This is a genomic window from Thioclava sediminum (assembly GCF_002020355.1).
GTDB classification, from domain to species: domain Bacteria; phylum Pseudomonadota; class Alphaproteobacteria; order Rhodobacterales; family Rhodobacteraceae; genus Thioclava; species Thioclava sediminum.
The window spans coordinates 491,197-517,286 of the sequence record NZ_MPZV01000002.1 but is presented as its reverse complement, the minus strand read 5'-3'; the positions used below and the strand labels follow the sequence as shown (position 1 = coordinate 517,286).

The following is a 26,090-nucleotide window of genomic DNA, read 5'->3' as shown; positions in this document are numbered from 1 at the left end:
GTAAAGGGGCTGGCAGTGATCGAGCTGCAAAATGTGGCGATGAGCTATAGCGGGGCGGAGCTCCTTAGCGATATGTCCCTGACGCTTGCCCCGGGGTCATTCCATTTTCTGACCGGACCGTCGGGGGCCGGGAAGACCACATTTCTCAAATTATGCTACGCGGAATTGCTGCCGACGGCAGGGCATTTGTCCTTGTTCGGCAAGGATGTGCGCGGGATGGACCGGGACGAAATCGCCGGGCTGCGCCAGCGCATTGGCGTCGTGCATCAGGACTGCCAATTCCTCGATCACCTCTCGGTGGAGGAGAACGTGGCGCTGCCGATGACGGTCAATCGCCGCACGCCCGACATGACCCAGCTGCGCGAATTGCTGGCCTGGGTCGGGCTGAAACGGCAGGCGAATGCGCTGCCGCCGCAACTGTCGGGCGGGGAACGGCAGCGGGTCGCTTTGGCCCGCGCGGTCATCATGTCGCCGGACGTGATCCTGGCTGACGAGCCGACGGGCAACCTCGATTGGGAGATGTCGCTGCGGCTGCTGTCGCTGCTGGTCGAGCTGAACAAGATGGGCAAGACGGTGGTGATCGCGACCCACGATCTGAACCTGATCCGGCAGGCGAAACCGCAGGTCTCGGCGCGGGTTCTGCGCATCGCGAAGCGCCATCTGCATACGGCGGGGGCCGATCTGTGAAGCTGACCTTGCTGACATTCGCCTCCGAGACGACCGGGCCGGATCGGGTCGTGCCGCCGACCGGGTTCACCGCGCGGCTGACGCTGTTCACCGCGGCCGCGATGGCGTTTCTTGCGGTTTTCGCGCTGGCGCTGTCTCTGGCGACGGGGCGGCTTGCGGATCGCTGGGCGGATAGTCTCGCGCGCTCGGCCACGATCCGCATCTCCGCCCCGCCCGAGCAGATGGATGCGCAGGTCGCCGCCGTGCAGGAAGTGCTGAAGACGACGCCGGGCGTCGCCTCGTCGCGAGTGATGGGCGATGACGAGATGAAGGGGCTGCTGAAGCCGTGGTTCGGTCCCGATCTGCCGGTGGATGCGTTGCCGCTGCCGAAGCTGATCGCGGTGACCGAGACCGGCGCGGGTGTCGACGCCGAGGGGCTGCGGCTGCGGCTGCAGGCCGAAGCGCCCGGCGCGATCTTTGACGATCATACCCGCTGGCGGCGTCCGCTGGTTGCGGCGGCGGAGCGGATTCGCACGCTCGGCCTGCTGTCGCTGCTGCTGATCTTCGGCGCAATGGCGGGGATGATCACGCTGGCCGCACAGGCCGCGCTGGCCGCGAACGGTCAGGTGATCGCGACGCTGCGGTTGGTGGGCGCGAAAGACGCCTTCATCGCGCGGGCCTTCGTGCGTCGCTTCACCACGCGCGGGCTGATCGGTGCGGTGGCGGGCACGGTCTTGGGGATGCTGGCGGTGGCGCTGCTGCCTTCGACCGAGGCTGCGGGCGGCTTCCTCACCGGTTTGGGCTTTTCCGGGGCCGCATGGCTCTGGCCATTGATCATTCCGCCGATCGCCGCGATCGTGGCCTTTGCCGCCACCCGTTTCGCCGCGCTGCGTATGCTCAGGAGACTTCGCTGATGTCCGACCCTTCGCGCCGCCCCGGAAAAGTCACGCCGCTGACCCATGTGATGACCGGGCTGTACTACGTTCACATCGCGCTCGCGACGGTGCTGATCGGGGCCTGGGGGCTTGTGTTTCAGGTGCTGCCCAAGGGGCGGGCCGGCGTGCATCGCACCGCCGGAATCTGGACGCAGCATCTGCTGGATATGGCGCGGGTCTATCTGGGGCTGCGCTATGAGCTGCGCGGCACGCCGCCCGAGGGCGACTGCATCGTCGCTGCCAAGCATCAGAGCTTTTTCGACATTCTGATCCTCGCCAATCACCTGCCGCGCCGGGCTTTCGTGATGAAGAAGGCGCTGTTGAACGTGCCGGTGATGGGGTGGTTCGCGCATAAGGCGGGCTGCATTCCGATCGACCGCTCCAAGGGGTCGGAGGCGATGAAGGTGATGCTGGGCGCGGTCGAAGAGGCGCGCGCGACGCATGGGCTGGGGCAACTGATCATCTATCCCGAGGGCACGCGCGTGCCGCCGGGCGAGAGGCGCCGCTACAAGCAGGGCGTGGGTGTCGTGGCCGAGGCCACGAAGCTGCCGGTGGTTCCCGCCGCGACCAATGCGGGCCTGTTCTGGAGCAAGCGCGGCTGGCCGATCCGGTCGGGCGTGGCGGTGACCGAGTTCCTGCCGGTGATCGAAGCGGCGGGCTCTGCGCCGCAGACGCTGGCGGCGGTCGAGGCGGTGGTCGAGCCGCGCTCGGATGCGCTGATGTTGGAGGCCGGGTTCGAGCTGCCGAAGCCCTGAGCGGGTGGCGGCGGAGGGAGCCTCCGGCGGGGATATTTCTGCCAAGAGGAAGAGGTTCCGCGGCGCTGCAAGTGGCATGCGCCGAACACGTTGGCGTGATCAGCTTTCGCGCAGATCGGCGTCGAGGATTGGGTCGATCAGGCCGGGGAAGCGCGCCTCAAGGTCGTCCCGGCGCAGGGTGAGCAGGCGGCCGCGCCCGTTCGGGTTCGGCTCGTTCCGGATTACGCCGGATTCCCGCAAGACCTTGAGAATGTGAGATTTTGTCGACTTCGGGACATCCGCTGCCACGGCGCTGCAGGCCGCAGCTTCGAGCGGTCCCTCGCGCAGATTGCGCGCGATCTCGCGCCGCGCCGGGTCGCTTAGCGCGAAGAGCACTTGCGACAGAGACAGCGAGTCAGCGGGGGGATGCGGGAGTTCGGGGGGCGCGCTCATGGTTCGATAATACTTGAACCATCGGCCATGTCGAGTATGTGGAGGTTCGACAATTTTCGAACCAATCGCATCAGGAGACAGCGATGACCGACGAGACGGATTCTGGCCCGCGCGCCGCATCTCCAAATCCTCCTGCGCGGAGCCCGGCAGGCTTCGTGCTGGCAATCACGGGGCTCGTTCTGATGTTGGCGGGTGCGAGCGCACCGTCGCCCTTCTACCCGGTCCTGCAGACGCAGATCGGCTTTTCCTCGGCGATGATGACGGGAATTTTCGCGATCTATGCCGGGGCGCTTCTAGTGACCCTGCTGGTCTTCGGTCGGCTCTCCGATCATCTCGGGCGGCGACCGGTTCTGTCGGTGGGCTTCGTGCTGTTGGCGCTTGGAATGCTCGAATTCCTCTGGGCGGATACGGCGATGGCGCTGCTGCTGGCGCGGGTGTTGCAGGGGCTGGCGAGCGGCCTGCTGATCTCGACGCTGAGTGCGAGTTCGACCGATCATGAGCCGTCTGCGCGGCCCGGTCTCGCGGCAGTCTGGAACGCGGTCGCGCCCTTGGCGGGGCTGGCGGCCGGGGCGCTCGCGGGCGGGGCGTTGCTGGCCTACGCGCCTGCGCCGCGTCTGGTGACCTTCCTCGGGCTCGCGCTGATCTATGGCCTGCTGGCGGTGCTGGTCTGGCTGCCGCCGGAAACCGCGCCGCGCCATGAGGGGATGCTGGCCTCGCTGCGCCCGCAGGTCTCTGTGCCGCCCCATATCCGTGCGGCCTTCCGGCGCGGTGCGCCTGCGGTGCTGGCGGGGTGGGGGACCGGCTCGCTATTCCTGTCGCTGGGAGCGCCGATCGTCGCGCAGGTGTTCGAGGTTCACACCGCGCTGGCGCAGGGGGCGATCGTCGCGCTGCTATCGGGGACCGGAGCGGCCTCGTGCTACGCTACGCGCAATCTGGCGCCGCGCCGTATCGCGCTTCTGGGGACGGACGGGCTGGTGCTGGGCACGGTGCTGTCGCTGGCGGCGCTCACGACGGGGAGTTTCGCGCTCTATCTCGCGAGCGTTTTTATCGCGGGGATCGGCTTTGGTACCTGTTTCGCGGGGGTGTTGCGTTCGCTCGCACCGCTGGCCGCACCGGATGAGCGTGGCGGGCTGTTCGCGGCACTGTTCACGCTGGCTTACTCGGCCTTCGGGGTGCCCGCGGTGCTGGCAGGGCTGGCGGTGCCGGAACTGGGGCTGCGGCTGACGACCGAGATCTACGGCGCGGTCATCATCGCGCTTGCACTTGGGGCGGGGTTGATGCGCAGGCAGGCGGAACCGGCGTGAGGCCGGTTCACGATGCGCGGGGGCTTCGAGTTTAGGCCGAAAGCCCCTTCGTGCCCATGTCGAGAAACTTCTTGCGGCGTGCCTTGATCAGATCGGCGGGCTTCTTGCCCTCCAGCTCTGCCAGCATCAGCGAGATTTCCGAGCCGACCGAGGCGATGGTCGCCGCGGCGTCGCGCTGTGCGCCGCCCATCGGTTCGGAGATGATGCGGTCGATCACGCCGAGCTTCTTGAGATCCTGCGCGGTCAGGCGCAGCGCCTCGGCGGCTTCGCGCATCTTCTCGGAATCCTTCCACAGGATCGAGGCGCAGCCTTCGGGCGAGATCACCGAATAGACGGAATGTTCCAGCATCGCGACGCGGTCGCCGGTGGCGAAGGCCACGGCGCCGCCCGAGCCGCCTTCGCCGATGATGACCGAGATCAGCGGCACGCCGATCTGCAGGCATTTTTCGGTCGAGCGGGCGATGGCTTCGGACTGGCCGCGCTCTTCCGCGCCCTTGCCGGGATAGGCGCCGGGGGTGTCGATCAGAGCGACGACCGGCAGGCCGAAGCGGGCGGCCATGTCCATCAGACGGATCGCCTTGCGATAGCCCTCGGGGCGGGCCATGCCGAAGTTGCGCTCGATGCGGCTTGCGGTGTCGTTGCCCTTCTCATGGCCGATCACCATCACCGGCTTGTCGCCGAGACGTGCGAGGCCGCCCATCACCGCGTGATCGTCGGCGAAGTTGCGATCGCCCGCGAGCGGCGTGTACTCGGTGAAGAGCTGGTCGATATAGTCCTTGCAATGCGGACGGTCGGGATGGCGTGCGACCTGACATTTGCGCCAGGGCGACAGGTCTTTGTAGAGGTCGCGCAGCATCGCCTCGGCCTTCTTGTCGAGGGCTGACGCTTCCTTGTCGACATCCATCTCTTCGTTTTGCCGGGCCAGCGCGCGCAGCTCTTCGGCTTTGCCTTCGATCTCTGCCAGCGGCTTTTCGAATTCGAGATAGGTCATGGATCACTCCGCATCCGGAAACTCGCGCCCTTAATGTCTTCAACGCTCGGGAATTGCAACTGGGTGGCGCATGGCGGGCGCGTCCCGATTGCACGAGCGGCGGCGCCTTGCCTCATAGGCGCGGCGGATGGGAGGTGATAGAGTAATCGAGGAAACGCGCGCTTTAACCGGATGAGGGTTAATTTGGCGTATGAAGTCGAGATCAAAGAGATGCCAGCGGTGCGGCTTGCCGGGCTGGCACATAAAGGGCCTTACCCGTCGGTCGGCCCGGTCTTTCAGAAACTTGTTTCGCTGATCCCCGAGCCGTCCTGGGCGGAAGTCGAGCACGCGGCGATGATCGGGCACGACAATCCGCGCAAAGTGCCGGCGGAGGAGCTGCGCTCTCATGCCTGTTTTGCGGTGGGCGAGGGGTTCGTGATCTTCCCGCCGCTTGCGGAGATTCGCTATCCGGCCGGAAAATATGCGGTGGTGACCGTGAAGGGGCCCTATGAGCAACTGCCCGACGCGTATCGCTGGCTGGACGAGGATTGGTTCCCGGCGTCTGGCATGGAGCATCGCGACCTCGTGGCCTACGAGGTCTATCTCAACGATCCGATGAACACGAAGCCGGAAGATTTGCTGACGGAGATCCGCTTGCCGCTGCAGGGCTGAGGCGCTGCGATTTGCGGAACTGTCATCGGGCCGTCGCACAGCGCGGCTAGATGGCGTTTGCGTGGGATTCCCCGGGGCTAGAAAAACGGAAACGCCCCGGCCGTAAGCCAGGGCGCTCCTTTTCCCTCATGCGGCCGGGCCTCCCCTCCCAACCGCTCCGGGATTCGATAACTATATCGCGATTCGTTCGCGCGCGGCTTAATCTTTAATCATTTCGGCTTGTCTTACAATCACTTCGGCTTGTTTGATTGACGCAATGTCGACGAGACGGCCTTTGTAGACGGTCGCACCCTCGCCGCGTGCCTTGGCCTCTTCCATCGCCGCGAGGATTTCACGGGCCTCGGTCACAGCCTCATCAGACGGCGTAAAGACCTCATTTGCAAGGGAAATCTGCTTGGGATGGATGGCCCATTTGCCCACCATGCCAAGCGTCGCCGAGCGTAGGGCCTGCGCGCGGAAGCCGTCATCGTCGGAGAAATCGCCGAACGGGCCATCGACCGGCAAAATGCCGTGAGTGCGGCAGGCGGCCACGATGGCGGCCTGCGCCCAGTGCCACGGGTCGGACCAATGCTTTTCGCCGTTGCGCAGCATGTAGTAGTTTTCCTGCGTCCCGCCGATGCCGGTGGTCTGCATGCCCATCGAGGCGGCGAAGTCGGCGGCACCGAGGCTCATCGCCTGCAGGCGCGGAGAAGATGCAGCGATTTCCTCAACATGCGCGAGACCGGCGGCGCTTTCGATGATGACTTCGAGCGAGATTTTCTTCGTGCGGCCCTTCGCGGTTTCGATCGCCGTGACCAGCGCGTCGACCGCATAGACATCCGCCGCGCAGCCGACTTTCGGGATCATGATCTGGTCGATGCGCTCGGAGCCTTCTTCGAGCAGTTCGACCACGTCGCGATACCAATAGGGCGTGTCGAGGCCGTTGATGCGGACCGAGAGGTATTTGTTGCCCCAGTCGATCTCGTGGCTGGCCTGAATGATGTTGCGCCGCGCCTGCGCCTTATCGTTGGGCGCGACCGAATCTTCGAGGTCGAGGTTGATCACATCGGCGGCGGAGGCAGCCATCTTCGGGAAGAGCTTGGTGTTCGAGCCGGGGCCGAAAAGCTGGCAGCGGTTCGGGCGGGCAGGGGGCGTGGGTTGAACGCGGAAGCTCATGAAGCGGCCTTTCGCAAGGAAGTTACGTTTTGGGTTGCGGATTGGGTATATTGTTGCGCGGTCTCTTGCAAGGCGATTTTGCAAGTGCAGAATCAGGGCCGCGCTGCAGCATTGCTGGCATCCGAAAATCCGGGTTATGCACGAAATTGCGGCGAGTTGGCGCTTTTGCCGAAGGATCTTCCGTTTTGTCGGAAATGTTGCACGGAAATCCCCAAGAAATTTTTGCGCCGCGCCCTAATATCATCAACAAACAAGACAAAACACAGACCACAGGGAGACCCGCATGTCGCTGATCGACACCCCTTATCTACTGTTCCTGGGCGACGCCCCCGATCCCTTGTCCGCGAAAGTCGCGCAGGGGATCAAGGACTGGCGGCCCGAATATGCCGTCGGCCAGTACCGGATGGAGGGATGCCAAGCCGACATGGGCATCCCCGATCTCGATATCAAAGAAGCCATCGCACAAGGCTGCAAGACGCTGGTGATCGGCGTCGCAAACCGTGGCGGCCTGATCTCGCAGGGCTGGAAGAAAGTGCTGATCGAGGCGCTGGAAGAAGGTCTCGACCTCGCGTCGGGCCTGCACAACCTGCTGCGCGACGAGCCCGATCTGGTCGCGGTGGCGAAGGCCTGCGGGCGTCAGCTGCATGACGTGCGCATCCCGTCGGTGAAATACCCGATCGCGAATGGCGAGAAGCGCACCGGCAAGCGCTGCCTTGCCGTGGGCACCGATTGCTCGGCGGGCAAGATGTATACCGCGCTTTGCATGGAGCGCGAGATGCGCGAGCGCGGTATGAAGGCCACGTTCCGCGCGACCGGCCAGACCGGCATCCTGATCACCGGGGACGGCGTGCCGCTCGATGCTGTGATCGCGGACTTCATGGCCGGCTCGATCGAATACCTCACGCCCGATAACGATCCCGACCATTGGGACCTGATCGAGGGGCAGGGCAGCCTGTTCCACGTCTCCTATTCGGGCGTGACGATGGCGCTGATCCATGGCGGTCAGCCCGACGCGCTGATCCTCGCGCATGAGCCGACGCGTACCCATATGCGCGGGCTGCCGGGCTACAAACTGCCCTCGCTGCAGGAGCTGAGCGATATGGCGCTGGCGCTGGCGAAGGTCGCCAATCCCGCCTGTCAGGTGGTCGGCATCTCGGTCAACACTCAGAAGATGGGTGAGGACGAGGCGAAGGCCTATCTCGCGAAGGTCGAGGAAGAAATGGGTCTGCCCACGACCGATCCGTTCCGCTTCGGTGCTGGCAAGCTGGTGGACGCGCTCGCCGCGATCTGATTGTCTCGCTTGTGACCCCTGCCGGATGCCTCCGGCGGGGATATTTGCACCAAGTCGAAGGGGGGCGCGGATGATCCGGGTGAGTCATGATACGTTCAAGCTGGCGCAGGTCTTTACCATCGCGCGCGGCTCGCGCACCGAAGCGCATGTGCTGAGCGTGACGCTGGAGCGCGACGGCGTGACGGGGCGGGGCGAATGCGTGCCCTATGCGCGGTACGGCGAAAGCCTCGACAGCGTTACCGCGCAGATCGAAAGCCTTCCGCAAGGGATTTCCCGTGCGGAGCTGCAAGAGGCGCTGCCCGCAGGCGCCGCGCGCAACGCGGTCGATTGCGCTTTGTGGGATTGGGAAGCCAAGAAGAAGGGCGTTCCGGTCTGGGAGCTGGCTGGGTTGGACAAGCCGGTGAGCCAGACCACAGCCTATACGCTGTCGCTGGACGAGCCGGAGAAAATGCGCGCGGCGGCCGCCGAACATGCGCATCGTCCGTTGCTGAAAATCAAGCTCGGCACGCCCGAGGACATGCCGCGTCTGCGCGCGGTACGCGAGGGCGCGCCGGAGTCGAAGATCATCGTCGATGCGAACGAGGGCTGGGAGATCGAGACTTTCCTCGACATTCAGGCCGAGCTGAAGAAGCTGGGTGTCGCGCTGGTCGAGCAGCCTTTGCCTGCGGCGGGGGACGAGGCGCTGTCGGATATTCAGCGGCTGGTGCCGATCTGCGCCGATGAGAGCTGCCATACGCGCGACGGGCTTACCGATCTGCGCGGCAAATACGACGTCATCAACATCAAGCTGGACAAGACCGGCGGTCTGACCGAGGCCTTGCGGCTGCGCGATCTCGCGCGCGCCGAAGGGTTCGGCGTGATGGTCGGCTGCATGGTGGGATCGAGCCTTGCGATGGCGCCGGCGATGCTGGTCGCGCAGGGGGCGGATTACGTCGATCTTGACGGCCCGCTGCTTCTGGCCGAAGACCGCGATGTGCCGCTGCGTTACAAGGGCAGCGTGGTGGAGCCGCCGGAGCCGGAACTCTGGGGCTGAGTTTTCAAGGAGCAAGAATATGAGCCGGATCGTCTATCTCAACGGAGAGTATATTCCCGAGGAAGAGGCAAAGGTCTCCGTCTTCGACCGTGGTTTCGTGATGGGCGATGCGGTCTATGAGGTGACTTCCGTTCTGGGCGGCAAGATCCTCGAATTCGAAGGTCACATGAACCGGCTCGGTCGCTCGCTGGCGGAGCTGGAGATGACCTGCGATCTGACCCGAGACGAATGGATCGAGATTCACCGCGAACTGGTCAAGCGGAACGATCTCGACGAAGGGATGATCTACCTTCAGGTCTCGCGCGGGAATGCGGGCGATCGCGATTTCCACTACCCGCCGGAGGGCACGCCCCCGACCGTGGTGCTGTATACCCAGTCGAAGCCGAACCTCGCCGACGATCCGAAGGCGAAACAGGGCATCAAGGTGATCTCGCTGCCCGACCTCCGCTGGCATCGCCGCGACATCAAGACCGTGCAGCTGCTCTATCCGTCGATGGCCAAGATGGCGGCCGAGAAGGCGGGCAAGAACGATGCGTGGTTCGTGGAAGATGGCTTCGTGACCGAAGGCTCGTCGAACAACGTCTATATCGTGAAGGGCAACAAGATCATCACGCGGCATCTGAGCCACGACATCCTGCACGGGATCACCCGCGCTTCGCTGCTGAAATATGCCGCCGAGAGCCAGATGGAGATCGAGGAGCGTCCCTTCACCATCGAAGAGGCTCAGGGTGCGGATGAAGCCTTCTTCACGTCGGCCTCGGCTTTCGTGATGCCGGTGGTGGAGATCGACGGCGAGGCGGTGGGCGAGGGCGCGGTTGGCCCGGTGGCTATGCGTCTGCGCGAGATCTATCTCGACGAGAGCCGCAAGGCCGCGATCTGATCCGCGCCGAGGCGCAACATCCAGAATTTAAAAAAGAAAAGACCCCGGCCAGCCCAACCGGGGTCTTTTCCTGTCATGCGGGCGGTGTCTCTCAGGCCGCCGCATGAGCGCGGAATTGGAAGGCATCTGGCGCGATTTGCTCGGGCGCGATGCCTGTGATGACCAGCTCGGCCTGACCTTCGATCACGACGAGCGTGCCTTCGGCGCAGGTGCGGAAGGTGATGTCGTCGCGACGCGGCGCAGAGCCGGTGAAATCGAGGGCGATGGCGTCGCCCGGTTCGAACCCGTTTATGCGGGGCAGCGGCTCGGGGCCTGCGGCGGGTGCAGGTGCCGGAGCGTGTGCGCGGGTATCGGCCTGTTGGTTCGGATGCGCCAGCAGCGCTTCGATGCGCATCATCACGGCGGCATCGAGGTCGTTCGCGTCCTCCGCCGAAGCGCCGAGCGCCTCTTTCGGCGAAGAGACCTGCGCGGGCGCAGCGGTCACCGTGGCGGCTTCCGCTCCGGTGTCGGCGGCGGCGCGAACCTGGCGCTGGCGCGGCAGACCCTCGGCCCAGCCGAGAAGGCATAACGCGATGGTAGTGGCGATGAACAAGGCGAGCATGTTTTCTCCTGATCTTGCCTTGATCGTCGCGACATTTGTCGGTTTGCGCAAAAGCTTTGTGAGGCCGAAACCGGCCCATTGTTCAGGGGTCGTTAACCATCAGAGAGAATGACGGGGATTAGTATCGCGATCGGATATGGTCGCGTTTTTGGGGCTTTACCGAAACGGAAGGAGGCCGCGCGATCGGCGGCCTCTCGGCACGATTCGAGAACGGGTCAGGCGTAGACTGGCTGACCGTAGTTGAGTCCGTCGGTGGCATAGATCGCGCCGCCCGCCGCCTTGAGCGCGGTATATTCGACATCCTTGAGCGTCGCGACCTGCTGGCCATTGATCGACACGATGGAGTCGCTGCCGCTTTGAGAGACGGTGAAGTCGGACACGTTGTCGAGGTCGTCCACCTCGATGCCCAGAAATTCGCCGAGCGCGCCGGGGGCCGGGGTCGGGTCGAGCTGTCCGAAATCGGTCACGGTTACCGGCGCGTCCCCCTCCGTCCAATCGACCCCGAACCAATCCGAGCCGGTGCCGCCGGTCATCGTGTCGCCGTCGTCGCCATTGAGGTAGTCGTTATTCGCGCCGCCATCGAGCAGGTCGGGCGCGCCGTCCAGATCGCTGGCATAAAGTTCGTCATCGCCATAGCCGCCATAGAGGGCGTTCGACCCTTCCGCATCCATGAGGTAATCGGCACCGAGATTGCCGCGCAGCGTATCATCGCCCTGGCTGCCGGTGATCGAGTCGTTGCCCGCGCCTGCGTCTATATAGTCGTCGCCCGAGCCGCCGACCGCGCCGAAAACCCCTGACGCCTCATAAAGATCGAGGAATTCGCCGAGGCTCGTCGCCTGATCCATCGCCTGCTGGTCCTCGGGGGAGAGGTCGCCGCCGTCATTGCCATCGCCGAGATAGATGTCGTCGTTGCCTGCGAGCCCCATCACCGTGTCGGTCCCATCGGTGCCACGGATCGTGTCGTCGCCCGACGTGCCTTCGGTCAGCTGATCGGGCTCGGAGATGTCGATCGCCTCGCCTGCGCCGGTGCCTTCTTCATCAGGACGAGCCGCCTCCTCGTCGTCATGGTCATCTTTATGGTCGCCGCCACCGTCGAGGCTGGCCCCGACAAGGAGCGCCATCGGCAGGAAGGCGAGAAGAAGAGTCGCGAGCATCGTTGATATCCCCCTGAAATCAGGGGAAATATCCGCAACGCTCACGAAGTCGTCAATAGAATGTGATCAAAATGTGGCAGGAGTAACGTCGTTTGGAAACAATCCCTCGCGCCGCGCGATTACTGTCGCCAGTTACAGCCCGCTCTGCGCCAGAACCCGCGTCAGAATCGGTGCGAGGCGGTCGGCCCATGCGGATTGCTGCTCGGGCGTCCCGATCAAATCGTTGCGCAGCTCGATCAGCACGTTCGGGCGGCGATGCGCCAGCGCGTGGCGGTCGATCGAGTCGCCTTCCAGATGGCCCAGATAGGGTTGGTTGTCGCCCACGCAGAGATCGCCCTCGGCTTCGAGCGCCGCGATCATCTCATAGGCGAGGCGCGGATCGGCCGGAGCGTGCAGGATGCCGACATCCCACGGCCGGGGCGGTCGCCCGCGCAGGCGCGGTGTAAAGGAGTGAACCGCGCAGATCACCGTATCGTCGCGCCGCGCCGCGAGCCGGGCATATTCCGCATGATAAGGGCGATAGAGCCGGTCCAGCCGCCGCTCGACCTCTGCCGCGTCGGCATGGCGGTTCGCGGGGATGATCGTGCCGTCATAAAGCTTCATCACCAGCGTCGGGTCGTCCTCGCCCCGGTTCGGGTCGATCACCAGTCTAGAGAAATCGCTCGCGATCATCGGTGAATCGAGCCGCTCCGCCAGCGCCTCCGAAAGCCCCAGCGCGCCGACGTCATAGGCGATGTGACGCGCCATATCCTCGGCCTCGATGCCCAGATCGCCACCGCCCACCCAATCGGGCACGGTGTTGCGCGCATGATCGCACGTGACCAGCCAGCGTCCGGGCCGTGCCTCTCCAGTGATCGAAAGGGGCTGTTTTTCGTTCATAGTCTCTTCACGCTTGCTCGATATGGCTCAGATAACGGGAAAGATTGCGCCACGCCAGTTGCGGCCCGCGACAAATTGCGCCATACGCTTACTTGGCCCACGAAATGACATCAATTTGAACGGAAAACGAGGACGCATGAGACGCCTTCGCAACGTGAAGATCGTGGCTACGCTGGGCCCTTCTTCCTCGGACTATGACAGCATCAAAGCTCTGTTCGTCGCAGGCGCGGACGTGTTCCGCCTGAACATGAGCCATGGCAGCCACGAAGAGCATCGCGCTCGGCACGCCATCATTCGCCAACTCGAAGCCGAATTCGGCCGCCCGATCGCGATCCTCGCGGATCTTCAGGGCCCGAAACTGCGCGTCGGCACTTTTGCCGCGCATGGGGCGGAGCTGGAAGATGGCGACAAGTTCCGCTTCGATCTCGACGAGACGCCCGGCGCCACGCATCGTGTGTGCCTGCCGCATCCCGAGATTTTCCAAGCGCTCGAGCCGGGCTCGGAACTGCTGGTCAATGACGGCAAGATCCGTCTGGTGGTCGACGACTGCGGCGATGATTTCGCGAATTGCACCGTCACCGTGGGTGGCACGATCTCGGACCGCAAGGGCGTGAACGTCCCCGACGTGGTGTTGCCGCTGGCCGCGCTGTCGGAGAAGGACCGCAAGGATCTGGAATTCGCCTGCGAGATGGGCGTCGACTGGCTCGCGCTGAGCTTCGTGCAGCGTCCCGAGGACGTGGAAGAGGCGCGCGATCTGGCCAAGGGCCGCGCGGCGATCCTGTCGAAGATCGAAAAGCCCTCGGCGGTGCGCAGCTTCGACGAGATTCTTCAGGCTTCGGACGGGATCATGGTCGCCCGTGGCGATCTGGGCGTGGAGCTGCCTGTTCAGGCCGTGCCGCCGATCCAGAAGCAGCTGATCCGCAAATGCCGCACCTGGGCGAAGCCCGTGATCGTGGCGACGCAGATGCTGGAATCGATGATCGAGAGCCCGATGCCGACCCGCGCAGAGGTCTCCGACGTCGCGACCGCGATCTACGAGGGCGCCGATGCGGTCATGCTGAGCGCGGAATCCGCGGCGGGTAACTACCCGGTCGAAGCGGTCGAGACGATGAACAACGTCGCGATCTCGGTCGAGAAGGACCCGACCTACCGCGAGGTGATCGAAGCCTCGCGCCATGCGGCCCGTCAGACCGTCGCCGACGGGATCGTGGCTGCGGCGCGCGAGATCGCCGAGACCACCGACATCGCGGCGATCTGCGCCTATACGCAATCGGGCAAGACGATCGCGCTCATCGCGCGGGAGCGTCCGCGAGTGCCGATCATCGCGCTTTCGCCGATCGAGGCGACGCTGCGCCGGGTCTCGCTGACCTGGGGCGTGCATGCGGTTCCGTGCGGCGAGCTGGAGCGGTTCAAGCAGGCCGTCGTCAACGCCGCCCGCGCGGCGCGCGATTTCGGCTTTGCTGACGAGACGCAGCAGATCGTCGTCACTGCCGGCGTGCCGTTCAACGTGCAGGGCACCACGAACATTCTGCGCGTCGCGCCCTGTGATGAGCGATTGATTTACCGCACTGACCCTGAGTAACCTTTCCCGAGAGGGTTGGTAACAAGGGCGCAGGCGATGGATCTTTCTTCGGTAGATGCCGATCTCCTGCTGACGATCGGGCTGGCGATCGCGATCATCGCGATCCCGGCTGCGATCTCCGCCTTCTCCGACAGCCGCCCGCCGCGGGCGGCGACGATCGGGATTTTGGTGGCGGGGGCGTTGATCCTGCTGGCCTTCTACGCCCGACCGGGGGGCTACACGCTCAAGACGGTGCCCGAGGCGGTGGCGCGCGTATTGGCCCGCTTGGTCAACTACTAGCGGCTTCCTTCGGGGGTGGGGCAGTTCCGGATTTTTCCCTTGCCAAACTGACCTGCGGCGTCTAACAGGCCCACTCTGAACCCGCGCGGCCGGCCTAAGTGGCATGCCGAGTCGCGCTTCCACACCCTGCAAAGGAGCTGTAAATGCCCAAGATGAAGACGAAATCCGCTGCCAAGAAGCGGTTCAAGTTCACCGCGACCGGCAAGGTCAAGGTGGGTCCGGCCGGCAAGCGTCACGGCATGATCAAACGCTCGACGAAATTCATCCGCGAAACCTCGGGCACCATGGTGCTCTGCGAGGCGGATACGAAGATCGTCAAGAAATACATGCCCTATAACCGCTGAACTCGGGAGACTTGAACAATGGCACGCGTCAAATCCGGTAAGGTCACCCACGCCGCGCACAAGAAAGTGCTCAAGAAGGCGAAAGGGTATTATTCCTCGCGCTCGCGCAACTTCCGCACTGCGACCCAGGCGGTCGACAAGGCGAACCAATACGCGACCCGCGACCGTAAAGCCCGTAAGCGTAATTTCCGCGCGCTCTGGATCCAGCGTATCAACGCCGCCGTGCGCGCCGTCGATGCCGATCTGAGCTACTCGAAGTTCATCTTCGGCCTCAACCAGGCTGGCATCGAAGTGGACCGCAAGGTTCTCGCCGATCTCGCCGTGCACGAGCCCGAAGCCTTCGGCGCGATCGTCGAGCAGGCGAAAGCCGCCGCCGCCGCGTAATCGGCTTGCGACAGAATTCGGGAAGGGCCGCTCCATCTGGGGCGGCCTTTTTCGTTTCGGGTGGCTGGTCGGCCGGGGAGGGGGCTCCGCCCCCGCTCGTTTCACGAGCCCCCCGGGATATTTCCGCCAAGAGGAAGAAAAACGCCCGGCCCGAGCCTCGTTTCGGGCAGCTGACCGGGCGCTTCTCCTCGAGCGGTCATCGGCGTCCCCGCCTGTACCGCGTCTCTGAGACAATCCGATTCTGGTTAAGGATCTGTTGCGCTTCTTCTCGAGGGAAATATCCCGGGGGTGAATGGCGAAGCCAGAGGGGGCAGCGCCCCCATCCGCCCTTTGCCTGCAAGCGCGAGGTTGCAAAGGCGCGCCGGCGCGGCTAACCCGTGGGCCAAGCAAATTCCCGGGGAATGATATGCAAGAGCTTCGCGATAAATACCTGAGCGCCGTGGCCGATGTGACCGATGAGGCCGCGCTGGAAGAGATCCGTCTGGCCGCCTTGGGCAAGAAGGGCGAGATCAGCCTGAAGATGCGTGAGCTGGGCAAGATGACCCCGGAGGAGCGCCAGACCACGGGCAAGGCGCTCAACGTCTTGAAGGACGAGATCGACGCGGCGCTGCGCGCGAAGAAGGCGGCGCTGGCGGATGCGGCGCTCGATGCGCGGCTGCGCGAGGAATGGCTCGATGTGACGCTGCCGGGCCGTCCGCGGCGGCAGGGCACGATCCACCCGGTCTCTCAGGTGATGGACGAGGTCACCGCGATCTTCGCCGATATGGGTTTCGCGGTCGCCGAAGGCCCGCAGATCGAAGACGACTGGCACAACTTCGACGCGCTCAACATCGCGCCCGAACACCCCGCGCGGCAGGAGCATGACACGTTCTTCATGCATCGCGACGAGGGCGACAATCGTCCGCCGCATGTGCTGCGCACCCATACCTCGCCGGTGCAGATCCGCGCGATGCTGGAGCAGGGCGCGCCGATCCGCGTGATCGCGCCGGGCCGCGTCTACCGCATGGACATGGACCAGACCCACACGCCGATGTTCCATCAGGTCGAGGGGCTGGCGATCGGGAAAGACATCTCGATGGCGAACCTGAAATGGGTGCTGGAGGAGTTCTGCAAGGCCTTCTTCGAGGTGGACGGCGTCGAGCTGCGCTTCCGCGCCTCGCATTTCCCCTTCACGGAGCCGTCGGCCGAGGTCGATATCCGCTGCTCGTGGGAGGGCGGCAGCCTGAAGATCGGTGAGGGCGACGACTGGATGGAGATCCTCGGCTCGGGGATGGTGCATCCGAAAGTGCTCGAATCCGCCGGGATCGACCCGAATGAATGGCAGGGCTTCGCCTTCGGGATCGGGATCGACCGCCTCGCGATGCTGAAATACGGCATCCCGGACCTGCGGGCGTTCTTCGAGAGCGACCTGCGCTGGCTGAAGCATTACGGGTTCGCCGCGCTGGATCTGCCGACGGTGGCTGGTGGGTTGAGCCGCTAATGGAGACGATCACGGCATGTGAGAATGTGTGCCGTGATTTCTCGTGGTTCCCGTCAGTGGTTGGCGTCCTTGCCAGTCTCGCGACAATCGCCGCAGTCCTTTTAGCTTTTCAGCAATGGTTCTCTTGGAAGTCACAGCGGATTTCGCTTCAAAAAAGCGAGGTTGCGCTGGAACTGGTCCGCTATTGTCGCGAGCTGCAGCAGATTTCGGTTGAGGCCCGTGGAAAGGCCAATGTGACCTTTCTTAGAACCCCCGGCGCTGATGATTACTCATTCGCAGCGCAATCGGCTCTCGAGTTACGAAGACTTCGCGGGTTGATCGGAAGAGAAAAAGAACTGCTCGCCCTTCTTTCAGAAGATATGAAGGATTTGATCGCGTCGCTAGAATGCATCGTATCCGTCGCACTTCAGTATGAAGAGGGGCTGCAACGCTTTGGAAGGCTCGGTGGTTTCCCGCTTTTCACAAGACATGAGGCAATTGCCAGGCAAGTGCGCGAATGTTGGTTTGAAGATCCAAGAGCTTTAGTCGAAAAGATTTTGAAAGAGTCGAATTATTCTATTGAGAAGCTTGCGAAGATTGTTCGTTTCGAGCGTGGGCTCAGCGAAGTTCCCCGCTAGGAAAAATGCTCTTCAACCCGCTTCCCCCAAGTCCAAAGGAAGCCCCCATGCCCATCACCTTCACCTTCGGCGACAGCCGCGAACTCTGCGACCAGCTCCTCGGCCTGATCCGCCAAGGCAAGAAGACCGCCACCTGCGGCGCGCTCACTTACTTCACCGAAGGGGGCGAGGATATGCCGGTGGAGGGTCGGCGCGATATCGCGCTCGACTGGGACGGCAAACCGGCGGTGATGATCGAGACCGTCGAGGTCACGATCCGGCGGTTTTGCGATGTCGATGAGGATTTCGCGCTGGCCGAGGGGGAGGACGAGACGCTGGAAGGCTGGCGGCAGGGTCATCAGGCCTATTTCGAGCGTAACGGAGGTTTTACCCCCGAGATGGAACTCGTTTGCGAACGGTTTCGCTTGGTAAAGGATTATCAAGGAGAACCCGATGGCCCAGAAGAAACGCCTCTTCGACACCCCGAAGCATGAACAAAGCCCCGAGCAGCGACGCTTCGTCGCCCTCACCGAGATCGCCTATACGGTCGTCGATTTCGGCGCGGCCTTCTGTTTCGTCATCGGCTCGATCTTCTTCTTCTACGAGAGCCTGATGATCCCCGGCACGTGGTTGTTCCTGATCGGGTCGCTCCTTTTCGCCGCAAAACCCTCGATCCGGCTTTGGCGGGAGTTGAAACTCCTTGAGATGGGGGATTACAAGGACCTCGCGCAGCGCAAGCAATCCTGAGGGAAGTCCGATGAAATTCACCCTGTCCTGGCTCAAGGATCATCTCGAGACCGAGGCCACCGTCGATCAGATCGCCGAGGCGCTCACCGATCTGGGTCTGGAAGTCGAGGAAGTCGTCGATCCGGCGGCGAAGCTGGAGACGTTTACGCTGGCGCGTGTGCAGTCCGCCGAGCAGCACCCCGACGCCGATCGTCTGCGGGTCTGCATGGTCGAGACGGATGAGGGTGTGACGCAGATCGTCTGCGGGGCGCCGAACGCGCGGGCCGGGATCACGGTCGTGCTGGCCAAGCCCGGCGATTATGTGCCCGGCATCGATGTGACGCTGTCGGTGGGCAATATCCGCGGGGTGGAGAGCCACGGGATGATGGCCTCCGAGCGCGAGCTGGAGCTGTCGGACGAGCATAACGGCATCATCGAATTGCCGTCGGGCGAGGTCGGGCAGAAGTTCACCGACTGGCTGGCCGAGAACCGTCCCGAGGCGGTCGATCCGGTGATCGAGATCGCGATCACGCCGAACCGTCCCGATGCTCTGGGTGTGCGCGGGATTGCGCGCGATCTGGCGGCGCGGGGTCTGGGCAAGCTCAAGCCGCTCGATGTGCCGAAGGTCGAGGCTGCGTTCGAAGCACCGATTTCCGTCACGATCGACCCGGCGCTGAAGGACAAGGGATGCCCGCTTTTTGCTGGTCGCGTGATCCGGGGCGTGAAGAACGGGCCGAGCCCCGAGTGGCTGCAAAAGCGGCTCAAGGCGATCGGTCTGCGCCCGATCTCGACGCTGGTCGATATCACCAACTACTTCACCTATGACCTGAACCGGCCGCTCCATGTCTTCGACATGAAGAAGGTGGCGGGCAATCTGGTGATCAAGCCGGCCGAGGGCGGCGAGGAGTTCCTCGCGCTCGACGAGAAGACCTATACCGTGCGCGCAGGCGACATGGTGATCTGCGACGACAAGGGCGTCGAGAGCCTTGCCGGGATCATGGGCGGCGAGGAGTCCGGGGCGGATGAGGACACGGTCGATGTGTTCCTCGAGAGCGCCTATTGGGACCCGATCACCATCGCGGCGACGGGCCGGGCGCTGAAGATCAACTCGGATGCGCGCTATCGGTTCGAGCGCGGTGTCGATCCGGCCTTCACGCTGCCGGGGCTCGATCTCGCGGCGAAGATGGTCGTCGATCTGTGCGGTGGCGAAGTGTCGGACGTGGTGATGGACGGCGCGGTGCCGGATGTCAGCCGCGCTTACAAGCTGGACCCGGCGCGGGTGATCTCGCTCGTCGGCATGGACATTCCCGAGGCCACGCAGCGCGAGACGCTGGAGGCTCTGGGCTTCACGCTCGACGGCGACATGGCGACGCCCCCGACCTGGCGCCCCGATGTGCTGGGCTCGGCCGATCTGGTCGAGGAAGTGGCGCGCATCGCCTCGCTGACGAAGCTCGAGGGCAAGCCGATGGGGCGCGAGACGACCGGCGTGCCGGACGCGATCCTGACGCCGATGCAGCAGCGCGAGCGGATGGCACGGCGCACGACGGCGGCGCTGGGTTACAATGAATGTGTGACCTACAGCTTCATCGACGAGGCGTCCGCCAAGCTGTTCGGCGGTGGCGCGGATGCGACCAAGCTGGAGAACCCGATCAGCTCGGAGATGACGCATATGCGCCCCGATCTGCTGCCGGGTCTGTTGCAGGCGGCTGCCCGCAATCAGGCGCGCGGTCTGAACGATCTGGCGCTGTTCGAAGTGGGCCCTGCGTTCAACGGCGGCGAGCCGGGCGAGCAGGTTCTGCAGGCGACCGGGCTTCTGGTCGGTCACTCCGCGCCGCGCGATCCTTTTGGGTCGCGCCGTCCGGTGGACCTTTACGATGCGAAAGCCGATGCCGAGGCCGTGCTGGCCGCGGTCGGCGCTCCGGCGCGTGCGCAGATCAACCGCAAGCTCGATGCGTGGTGGCACCCCGGTCGCGCAGGCAATGTGGCGCTCGGGCCGAACCTGCTGGCGACCTTTGGCGAAGTGCATCCCAAGGTGCTGCGCGAACTGGGCGTGAAGGGCCCGGCGGTCGCCTTCACGATCCGGCTGGCAAACATCCCCTTCCCGAAGAAGAAGGGCGCGACGCGGCCCGCGCTGCAGATCTCCGACCTGCAGGCGGTCGAACGAGATTTCGCCTTCGTCGTGGATGCAAATGTCGAGGCGCTGACGGCGGTGAACACGGCGATGGGCGCCGACAAGAAGCTGATCGAGAGCGTCAATGTCTTCGACCAGTTCACCGGCGCCAAAGCCGAGGAGCAGATGGGCGCGGGCAAGAAGTCGATCGCGCTGACGGTGCGGATGCAGCCCGCCGATAAGACGCTGACCGACGCCGAGATCGAGGCGGTGAGCAAGAAGATCGTCGAGAAGGTGAGCAAGGCCACCGGCGGCACGCTGCGCAGCTAAGGCTGTCCTCGAGAGAGTTTGGAGCGCCCGGTCGGAGAGACCGGGCGTTTTCTTTTGTGTGCAGCAGGGGGCGGTCGGGCGCTGCCCGGGCCGTTGACCCGGCTGATCCGGGCATTCAATTCCAGTCGTTCTCACCCGAGGCTCGGGCGCGTCCCTGACGCGTCCGACCCAGCGTAATCCTTCCCTATCTTCCGAAACCCGTTAGGCTTTTCGCGAACGGGGGAAGGAGGAGCCCTTGCGTTTCGATTATCTCATTCTGGGCGGTGGCTCGGCGGGGTCGGTGCTGGCGGCGCGGCTGTCGGAGGACCCGGCCGTGACTGTCTGTATTGTCGAGGCAGGCCGCGAGGCGCGCGACATCTTCGTGCGTGCGCCTGCGTTGGTTGCCACGATGGTGGCGGGGCGGCCGCCGATCCATAACTGGGCGCTGCGCACGGTGCCGCAGCCGGGGTTGAACGGGCGGCGCGGGTTTCAGCCGCGGGGCCGGGGGCTGGGCGGGTCGTCGGCGATCAACGCGATGCTCTATGCGCGCGGCCAGCCAGAGGATTACGACGGCTGGGCCGATGCGGGCGCCGAGGGCTGGGACTGGGAGACCGTGAAGCCGTGGTTCCTCGCCTCCGAGCGCAATGCCCGCGGGGCGTCGGATTGGCATGGCGCGGCGGGGCCGTTGCAGGTCGGCGATCAGCGGCGGCCGTGCGCGATCAGCCGTGCTTTCATCGAGGCCTGCGCGGCCGTGCAATGCCCGCCGAACGAGGATTTCAACGGGCCGCGGCAGGAAGGGGCGGGGCTCTATCAGGTCACGCAGTTCTGGGACGGGCCGCGCAAGGGCGAGCGCTGTTCGGCAGCGGCGGCCTATCTGCATCCGGTGATGGCGCGGCCCAATCTGACCGTGCTGACCCGCGCGCGGGCCGAGAAGATCGAGATCGCGGACGGGCGCGCGACGGGGGCAATCGTCCGGCAAGGCCGCAAGCGGATGAAGATCGAAGCGGCGCGCGAGGTGATCGTCTCGGCGGGGGCGTTCGGCTCGCCGCAGCTGCTGATGCTGTCCGGGATCGGGCCTGCGGATCATCTGCGCGAGGTCGGGATCGAACCGCGTCTCGATCTGCCGGGCGTAGGCGCAAACCTTCAGGATCATCTGGATTACGTCATCAGCTACACCTCGCCCCGGCCCGATGTGGTGGGGCTGAACCCGCGCGGGCTGCTGCGGCTGGCGCGGGCGGCGGGCGCGTGGCGCAAGCATGGCGAGGGGTTGTTCGCCTCGCCCATGGCCGAGGGCGGGGCGTTCCTGCGTTCGGACCCGAGCCTCACCCGGCCCGATCTGCAGATCCATTTCGTCGTGGGCATCGTCGATCAGCATATGCGCAAGCCGCATCTGGCCGATGGCTGGTCCGCTCATATCTGTCCGCTGCGGCCCCAGTCACGCGGGACGCTGCGGCTGGCCTCGAGCGATCCGCGCGCGGCACCGTTGATCGACCCGGACTACCTGTCCGATCCGCGCGACGCAGAACTGCTGCTGAAAGGCGCGCGGCTTCTGGACCGGATCGCCGAGGCGGAGCCGCTTCGCCCGTGGCGGGGCCGCAGGTTCTATCCGCATGACGGGACGGATGAGGGGCTGATGGCCGACATCCGGGCGCGGGCCGATACGATCTACCATCCGGTCGGCACCTGCGCGATGGGGCAGGGCGACATGTCGGTGGTCGATCCTCAGCTGCGGGTGCGCGGGATCGACGGGCTGCGCGTCGTCGATGCCTCGGTGATGCCGCAGCTGATTTCGGGCAATACCAACGCGCCGACGATCATGATCGCCGAGCGCGCCGCCGCGTTCATTCGAGAGGATCAGTCAGCGCGATCGGTCGGGTGATTGATGCCGTCATTCCACGGCACCGGATCGAGATCGCGCGGGTTCACCCCTTCCAGACAGGCGGCGTTCACGCCGTATTGGTTCGGGTTCGAGCGGCGCTGGTGATGGGTGTAGATGCCGCAGGTTTTGCAGAAGTAATGCTTCGCGGTCATCGTGCCGAATTGGTAGAGTGTCAGGTTGTCCTCGCCCTTCACGATGCGGATGCCCGAGAGCGGGGCCGAGACCGCCACCGCCCCGCGCCGACGGCAGAAAGAGCAATCGCAGCGCCGCTTGGTGTTCAGCCCGTCGGAGAGCGTCACCTCCATCTCCACCGCGCCGCAATGGCAGGTCAGGCGGTGGGGCGATTGAATCTCGGGCAGCATCAGCGTCTCCGTGTGACTGTGGGGATATTGGTCTGGCGCTCGCGCGCCTCGGGGAAGGGCGGGTGGCCATGGGTGAGGCGCCAGAAGAGCGGCCCGCCAAGGCGATACCACAGCGGCAGCGTCAGAAGCGCGCCCGCCACGAAACCGCCGATATGGGCCATGTGGGCGACGCCGCCCGACGCGCCGGAGGTCAGCTCGTTGAATAGCTGGATCGCGAACCACAGGCCCAGCACCAGCCAAGCGGGCGTGGCCCAGATCTTGAAGAAGACGAGGAAGTAGAACAGCACGTCGATCCGCGCTTTCGGGTAGAGCAGCAGATAGCCCCCCATCACGCCTGCAATCGCCCCCGAGGCGCCCACCATCGGCACAGTCGCATTCGGGTTCGCGGCGATCTGTGCGAAGGCGGCGGCCAGCCCGCAGGCGAGATAGAAGATCAGGAAGAGAACGCGCCCCATCCGGTCTTCGAGATTGTCGCCGAAGACCCAGAGAAACAGCATGTTGCCCGCCAGATGCAGGATGCCGGCATGCAGGAACATGTGGGTGAAAAGCCCGTGCCACGCGACGCCATGGGTCACCGCGGCAGGCCAGAGCGCGTTATTGAGCCAGAGGTCCCGCATATCGCCGCCCCAAGGCGCGGTGAAGACATAGACCACGATATTGATCGCGATCAGGGTCCATGTGACCCACGGGGTGCTGTAAGAGGGGTTGTGATCGCGGATCGGGAACATCGCCCGAGAGGGCCACGCCCCGCACCGTCGGTCAAGGCGCTTATTGCGTGGCTTCGATCACCGTGTCGCCCTGCGAGATCAGCTCCAGCCGGTCCTGCGACAGTTTCACCGTATCGACGCGGGCCATGGCCGAGTGGAAGGCCTTCTCGACGCCCATTGCGGGCTCGGGGCACATCATGCGCGTTCCGGCCAGTTCGCCGACGCGCACCCGGCCGTCCTTCTCCGAGATACGACCGTTATAGTGATTGCAGCCCGCCTTGCCCGCGATCAGGCCCTTTTCGGGATGGGTCAGGGTGACTTCGACGCCGTCGGGCAGGGGCTTGCCGTCGATCGCGACAACTTCCCAGATCGCGTTCGGCGCGATCGCCTCGAGAGGGTCGCCCGGCTCCGACTGGCATCCTGCCACAAGCCCCAAGGCCAGCAGCGGCCCGATCACGATCGCACGCATTTTCGCATCCCTCTTGGTCTCACGCGCCTTGCTTAGACCTTGAGAATGGGCTGTGCCATTCACGCCCCCGTGAGTGGCTGTCGGAAAGTTGCGACATCGGCGCGCATCCTCCTTGGCCCGAAGGTCGTATATCTCTATGCTCTCGCCCCGCGACAGGAGGAGTCCCATGATCAATGAACTCGGGCATTTTGCCCTGATTCTCGCCTTTGCGGTGGCCATCGTGCAGGCCATCGTGCCCATCGTCGGCGCGCAAAAAGGCTGGCGCGGCTGGATGGCGGTCGGCGAACCCGCAGCGACAGCGCAATTTCTGCTCATCGCGGTGAGCTTCGCGGCGCTGACCCACGCCTTCGTCGTGTCGGACTTCTCGCTGAAGCTGGTTTGGGCGAATTCCCATACCGACAAGCCGATGCTCTACAAGATCACCGGCGTGTGGGGGAATCACGAAGGCTCGATGCTTCTGTGGGTGTTGATCCTGTCGCTGTTCGGGGCGGCGGCAGCCGTGTTCGGTGGCGCTCTGCCGCCGCGGCTGCGCGCGCGCGTGCTGAGCGTTCAGGCCTGGATCGGCGTGGCCTTCCTCGGCTTCATCATCTTCACCTCCAACCCGTTCCTGCGTCTCGCGGAGCCGCCGTTCAACGGCGAGGGGATGAACCCGCTCCTGCAGGACCCGGGGCTCGCCTTCCACCCGCCCTTCCTTTATCTCGGTTATGTCGGCCTCTCGATGTCGTTCTCCTTCGCGGTGGCGGCGCTGATCGAGGGCCGGGTCGACGCGACCTGGGCGCGCTGGGTGCGGCCGTGGACGCTGGCGGCCTGGATCTTCCTGACCATCGGCATCGCGCTGGGCTCGTGGTGGGCCTATTACGAGCTTGGCTGGGGCGGCTTCTGGTTCTGGGACCCGGTCGAGAACGCCTCCTTCATGCCGTGGCTGCTGGCCGCTGCGCTGCTGCACTCGGCCATCGTGGTCGAGAAGCGCGAGGCGCTGAAGTCGTGGACCATCCTTCTGTCGATCATGGCCTTCGGTTTCTCGCTCATCGGCACCTTCATCGTGCGTTCGGGCGTGATCACCTCGGTGCATAGCTTCGCGTCCGACCCGCAGCGCGGCATCTTCATCCTTGGCATTCTCGCGCTCTTCGTGGGCGGGGCGCTGACGCTCTATGCGTTCCGCGCCACCTCGATGCAGGCCAAGGGCGTGTTCTCGATGCTGTCGCGGGAAACCGCGCTGGTGATCAACAACATCCTGCTGGCGGTCGCGGCGCTGGTGGTCTTCGTGGGCACGGTCTGGCCGCTGGTCGCGGAGATGTTCTTCGGCCGCAAGCTGTCGGTCGGCGCGCCGTTCTTCGATCAGGCCTTCACCCCGTTCATGGTGATCCTCGCCCTGATCCTGCCGATCGGCGCGATGATGCCATGGAAACGCGCGCGTCTCGGCCGCGTGGTGAAGCCGCTGATCCCGGCCTTCGTGCTCGCGCTGGCCGTGGGCGGCCTCGCCTGGGCCGTCGAGAGCGGCAATTCGCTGCTCGCGCTCGTCGCGGTGTTCCTGGGCAGCTGGCTGGTCTTCGGGGCCATGACAGAGCTGTGGCAGCGTTCGGCGCGCAATTTCGGACGCCTCAAGCGCCTGCCGCGCGCCGATTGGGGCAAGGCCACCGCCCATGCGGGTCTGGGGGTCACCTTCATCGGGATCGGTCTGCTGACCGCGGGCCAGATCGAGGATATCCGCGTCGCCAAGATCGGCGAGCCCTTCACCGTGGACGGCTACCAGATCACGCTTCAGAAGGTCGAACAGGTCAAAGGTCCGAACTACACCTCCTCCACCGGCACGATGACGGTCGAGAAGGACGGCAAGCTGATCGGCACCATGCATCCCGAGAAGCGCGTCTATCCGGTGCAGCGGATGCCGACGACCGAAGCCGCGATCCACACCACGCCGCTGGGCGATATCTACCTCGTGCTCGGCGATCCGCAGGATCAGGGCGGCTACGCGGTGCGCACCTATATCAAGCCCTTCGCGGACTGGATCTGGGCGGGCGCGATCATCATGGCGTTGGGCGGGCTGCTGAGCCTGTCGGATCGCCGCTACCGTGTGGCAGCGGGGGCGCGCAAATCGCGCGCCGCCTCGGCGCAAGCGTCTCCGGCGGAGTAAAC

28 protein-coding genes are annotated in these 26,090 nt (G+C 64.7%); 19 read left to right on the top strand and 9 right to left on the bottom strand.

The window, feature by feature from the left end; genetic code table 11:
• The first annotated feature begins 15 nt into the window (after positions 1 to 15).
• Genes BMI91_RS09710 through BMI91_RS09700 form a run of 3 tightly spaced genes read left to right on the top strand, consistent with a single transcriptional unit; the run spans position 16 to position 2,356 of the window.
• Positions 16 to 687 (top strand): cell division ATP-binding protein FtsE, encoded by a 672-nt coding sequence (locus BMI91_RS09710; RefSeq protein ID WP_078569836.1) that lies wholly within the window; start codon positions 16 to 18, stop codon positions 685 to 687.
• Positions 684 to 1,580: a cell division protein FtsX gene (locus BMI91_RS09705; protein ID WP_078542196.1), complete on the top strand. Its 897-nt coding sequence runs from the start codon at positions 684 to 686 to the stop codon at positions 1,578 to 1,580. Before BMI91_RS09710 ends, BMI91_RS09705 begins: the two co-directional genes overlap by 4 nt.
• On the top strand, positions 1,580 to 2,356 hold the full coding sequence (locus tag BMI91_RS09700; RefSeq protein ID WP_078604810.1) for a lysophospholipid acyltransferase family protein: 777 nt from the start codon (positions 1,580 to 1,582) through the stop codon (positions 2,354 to 2,356). The genes BMI91_RS09705 and BMI91_RS09700 overlap by 1 nt, the downstream gene beginning before the upstream one ends.
• A gap of 99 nt (positions 2,357 to 2,455) precedes the next feature.
• Here BMI91_RS09700 and BMI91_RS09695 read toward each other — a convergent pair whose 3' ends face one another.
• Positions 2,456 to 2,788 carry an ArsR/SmtB family transcription factor gene (locus BMI91_RS09695; protein ID WP_078604809.1) on the bottom strand — a complete coding sequence of 111 codons (333 nt, stop codon included), beginning with the start codon at positions 2,786 to 2,788 and terminating at the stop codon, positions 2,456 to 2,458.
• A gap of 83 nt (positions 2,789 to 2,871) precedes the next feature.
• On the opposite strand from BMI91_RS09695, the gene BMI91_RS09690 reads away from it, so the two are divergent.
• On the top strand, positions 2,872 to 4,092 hold the full coding sequence (locus BMI91_RS09690) for an MFS transporter (RefSeq protein ID WP_078604808.1): 1,221 nt from the start codon (positions 2,872 to 2,874) through the stop codon (positions 4,090 to 4,092).
• A 31-nt stretch (positions 4,093 to 4,123) separates the two neighbouring features.
• Here the strand turns inward: BMI91_RS09690 and BMI91_RS09685 are convergent, their stop codons facing one another.
• Positions 4,124 to 5,083: an acetyl-CoA carboxylase carboxyltransferase subunit alpha gene (locus BMI91_RS09685; protein ID WP_078604807.1), complete on the bottom strand. Its 960-nt coding sequence runs from the start codon at positions 5,081 to 5,083 to the stop codon at positions 4,124 to 4,126.
• A gap of 171 nt (positions 5,084 to 5,254) precedes the next feature.
• Between BMI91_RS09685 and BMI91_RS09680 the strand changes: the two genes are divergently transcribed.
• A complete protein-coding gene (locus tag BMI91_RS09680) occupies positions 5,255 to 5,734 on the top strand; it encodes an AraC family transcriptional regulator (protein ID WP_078604806.1) in 480 nt (159 codons plus the stop codon).
• 198 nt (positions 5,735 to 5,932) lie between these two features.
• Here BMI91_RS09680 and BMI91_RS09675 read toward each other — a convergent pair whose 3' ends face one another.
• Positions 5,933 to 6,889 carry an L-malyl-CoA/beta-methylmalyl-CoA lyase gene (locus BMI91_RS09675; protein ID WP_078569842.1) on the bottom strand — a complete coding sequence of 319 codons (957 nt, stop codon included), beginning with the start codon at positions 6,887 to 6,889 and terminating at the stop codon, positions 5,933 to 5,935.
• 289 nt (positions 6,890 to 7,178) lie between these two features.
• Between BMI91_RS09675 and dgcN the strand changes: the two genes are divergently transcribed.
• From dgcN to BMI91_RS09660, 3 genes are all read left to right on the top strand, one after another.
• Positions 7,179 to 8,180 (top strand): N-acetyltransferase DgcN, encoded by a 1,002-nt coding sequence (gene dgcN, locus BMI91_RS09670; RefSeq protein ID WP_078549780.1) that lies wholly within the window; start codon positions 7,179 to 7,181, stop codon positions 8,178 to 8,180.
• A gap of 70 nt (positions 8,181 to 8,250) precedes the next feature.
• The gene (dgcA, locus tag BMI91_RS09665) at positions 8,251 to 9,213 is read left to right on the top strand and encodes an N-acetyl-D-Glu racemase DgcA (protein WP_078522544.1); all 963 of its coding nucleotides are present in this window, start codon (positions 8,251 to 8,253) and stop codon (positions 9,211 to 9,213) included.
• Positions 9,214 to 9,232: 19 nt separating this feature from the next.
• Positions 9,233 to 10,093, top strand: coding sequence for a D-amino-acid transaminase (locus BMI91_RS09660; protein WP_078522545.1), 861 nt, complete (start codon positions 9,233 to 9,235; stop codon positions 10,091 to 10,093).
• A gap of 91 nt (positions 10,094 to 10,184) precedes the next feature.
• Here BMI91_RS09660 and BMI91_RS09655 read toward each other — a convergent pair whose 3' ends face one another.
• The 3 genes from BMI91_RS09655 to BMI91_RS09645 all read right to left on the bottom strand — a co-directional run bounded on the left by BMI91_RS09655 (position 10,185) and on the right by BMI91_RS09645 (position 12,727).
• Positions 10,185 to 10,694, bottom strand: a complete 510-nt coding sequence (locus BMI91_RS09655; RefSeq protein ID WP_078604805.1) for a hypothetical protein — start codon at positions 10,692 to 10,694, stop codon at positions 10,185 to 10,187.
• Between the two features lie 215 nt (positions 10,695 to 10,909).
• Positions 10,910 to 11,848, bottom strand: coding sequence for a calcium-binding protein (locus tag BMI91_RS09650; protein WP_078604804.1), 939 nt, complete (start codon positions 11,846 to 11,848; stop codon positions 10,910 to 10,912).
• Between the two features lie 132 nt (positions 11,849 to 11,980).
• A complete protein-coding gene (locus BMI91_RS09645; RefSeq protein ID WP_078604803.1) occupies positions 11,981 to 12,727 on the bottom strand; it encodes an N-formylglutamate amidohydrolase in 747 nt (248 codons plus the stop codon).
• 136 nt (positions 12,728 to 12,863) lie between these two features.
• Between BMI91_RS09645 and pyk the strand changes: the two genes are divergently transcribed.
• The 10 genes from pyk (at position 12,864) to BMI91_RS09595 (ending at position 22,416) form a co-directional block, all read left to right on the top strand.
• Positions 12,864 to 14,309 carry a pyruvate kinase gene (pyk, locus tag BMI91_RS09640; protein ID WP_078542186.1) on the top strand — a complete coding sequence of 482 codons (1,446 nt, stop codon included), beginning with the start codon at positions 12,864 to 12,866 and terminating at the stop codon, positions 14,307 to 14,309.
• Positions 14,310 to 14,345: 36 nt separating this feature from the next.
• Entirely contained in the window at positions 14,346 to 14,588 is a 243-nt protein-coding gene (locus BMI91_RS09635) for a hypothetical protein (protein ID WP_078604802.1), read from the top strand.
• Positions 14,589 to 14,731: 143 nt separating this feature from the next.
• Positions 14,732 to 14,932, top strand: a complete 201-nt coding sequence (gene rpmI / locus BMI91_RS09630; RefSeq protein ID WP_078542184.1) for a 50S ribosomal protein L35 — start codon at positions 14,732 to 14,734, stop codon at positions 14,930 to 14,932.
• An 18-nt stretch (positions 14,933 to 14,950) separates the two neighbouring features.
• The gene (gene rplT, locus BMI91_RS09625) at positions 14,951 to 15,316 is read left to right on the top strand and encodes a 50S ribosomal protein L20 (protein WP_078522551.1); all 366 of its coding nucleotides are present in this window, start codon (positions 14,951 to 14,953) and stop codon (positions 15,314 to 15,316) included.
• A gap of 406 nt (positions 15,317 to 15,722) precedes the next feature.
• Positions 15,723 to 16,796 (top strand): phenylalanine--tRNA ligase subunit alpha, encoded by a 1,074-nt coding sequence (gene pheS / locus BMI91_RS09620; protein WP_078604801.1) that lies wholly within the window; start codon positions 15,723 to 15,725, stop codon positions 16,794 to 16,796.
• Entirely contained in the window at positions 16,796 to 17,413 is a 618-nt protein-coding gene (locus tag BMI91_RS09615) for a hypothetical protein (RefSeq protein WP_078604800.1), read from the top strand. The genes pheS and BMI91_RS09615 overlap by 1 nt, the downstream gene beginning before the upstream one ends.
• Positions 17,414 to 17,460: 47 nt before the next feature.
• A complete protein-coding gene (locus tag BMI91_RS09610; RefSeq protein ID WP_208607973.1) occupies positions 17,461 to 17,886 on the top strand; it encodes an ASCH domain-containing protein in 426 nt (141 codons plus the stop codon).
• Positions 17,846 to 18,139 (top strand): YrhK family protein, encoded by a 294-nt coding sequence (locus tag BMI91_RS09605; RefSeq protein ID WP_078522554.1) that lies wholly within the window; start codon positions 17,846 to 17,848, stop codon positions 18,137 to 18,139. The genes BMI91_RS09610 and BMI91_RS09605 overlap by 41 nt, the downstream gene beginning before the upstream one ends.
• Positions 18,140 to 18,149: 10 nt before the next feature.
• Complete coding sequence (pheT, locus tag BMI91_RS09600) at positions 18,150 to 20,558, top strand: phenylalanine--tRNA ligase subunit beta (protein WP_078604798.1); 2,409 nt, start codon at positions 18,150 to 18,152, stop codon at positions 20,556 to 20,558.
• A 235-nt stretch (positions 20,559 to 20,793) separates the two neighbouring features.
• Positions 20,794 to 22,416 (top strand): GMC family oxidoreductase, encoded by a 1,623-nt coding sequence (locus BMI91_RS09595; protein WP_078604797.1) that lies wholly within the window; start codon positions 20,794 to 20,796, stop codon positions 22,414 to 22,416.
• On the opposite strand, the gene BMI91_RS09590 is transcribed toward BMI91_RS09595, so the two are convergent.
• The 3 genes from BMI91_RS09590 to BMI91_RS20040 are packed head-to-tail and all read right to left on the bottom strand — an operon-like array spanning position 22,392 to position 23,954.
• Positions 22,392 to 22,778 (bottom strand): GFA family protein, encoded by a 387-nt coding sequence (locus BMI91_RS09590; RefSeq protein ID WP_078604796.1) that lies wholly within the window; start codon positions 22,776 to 22,778, stop codon positions 22,392 to 22,394. The genes BMI91_RS09595 and BMI91_RS09590 overlap by 25 nt on opposite strands.
• The gene (locus tag BMI91_RS09585) at positions 22,778 to 23,506 is read right to left on the bottom strand and encodes a rhomboid family intramembrane serine protease (protein ID WP_078604795.1); all 729 of its coding nucleotides are present in this window, start codon (positions 23,504 to 23,506) and stop codon (positions 22,778 to 22,780) included. Before BMI91_RS09585 ends, BMI91_RS09590 begins: the two co-directional genes overlap by 1 nt.
• A 40-nt stretch (positions 23,507 to 23,546) precedes the next feature.
• A complete protein-coding gene (locus tag BMI91_RS20040) occupies positions 23,547 to 23,954 on the bottom strand; it encodes an META domain-containing protein (protein ID WP_158522130.1) in 408 nt (135 codons plus the stop codon).
• A 166-nt stretch (positions 23,955 to 24,120) separates the two neighbouring features.
• On the opposite strand from BMI91_RS20040, the gene BMI91_RS09575 reads away from it, so the two are divergent.
• The gene (locus BMI91_RS09575) at positions 24,121 to 26,088 is read left to right on the top strand and encodes a heme lyase CcmF/NrfE family subunit (RefSeq protein ID WP_078604794.1); all 1,968 of its coding nucleotides are present in this window, start codon (positions 24,121 to 24,123) and stop codon (positions 26,086 to 26,088) included.
• The last annotated feature ends 2 nt before the right edge of the window (positions 26,089 to 26,090 follow it).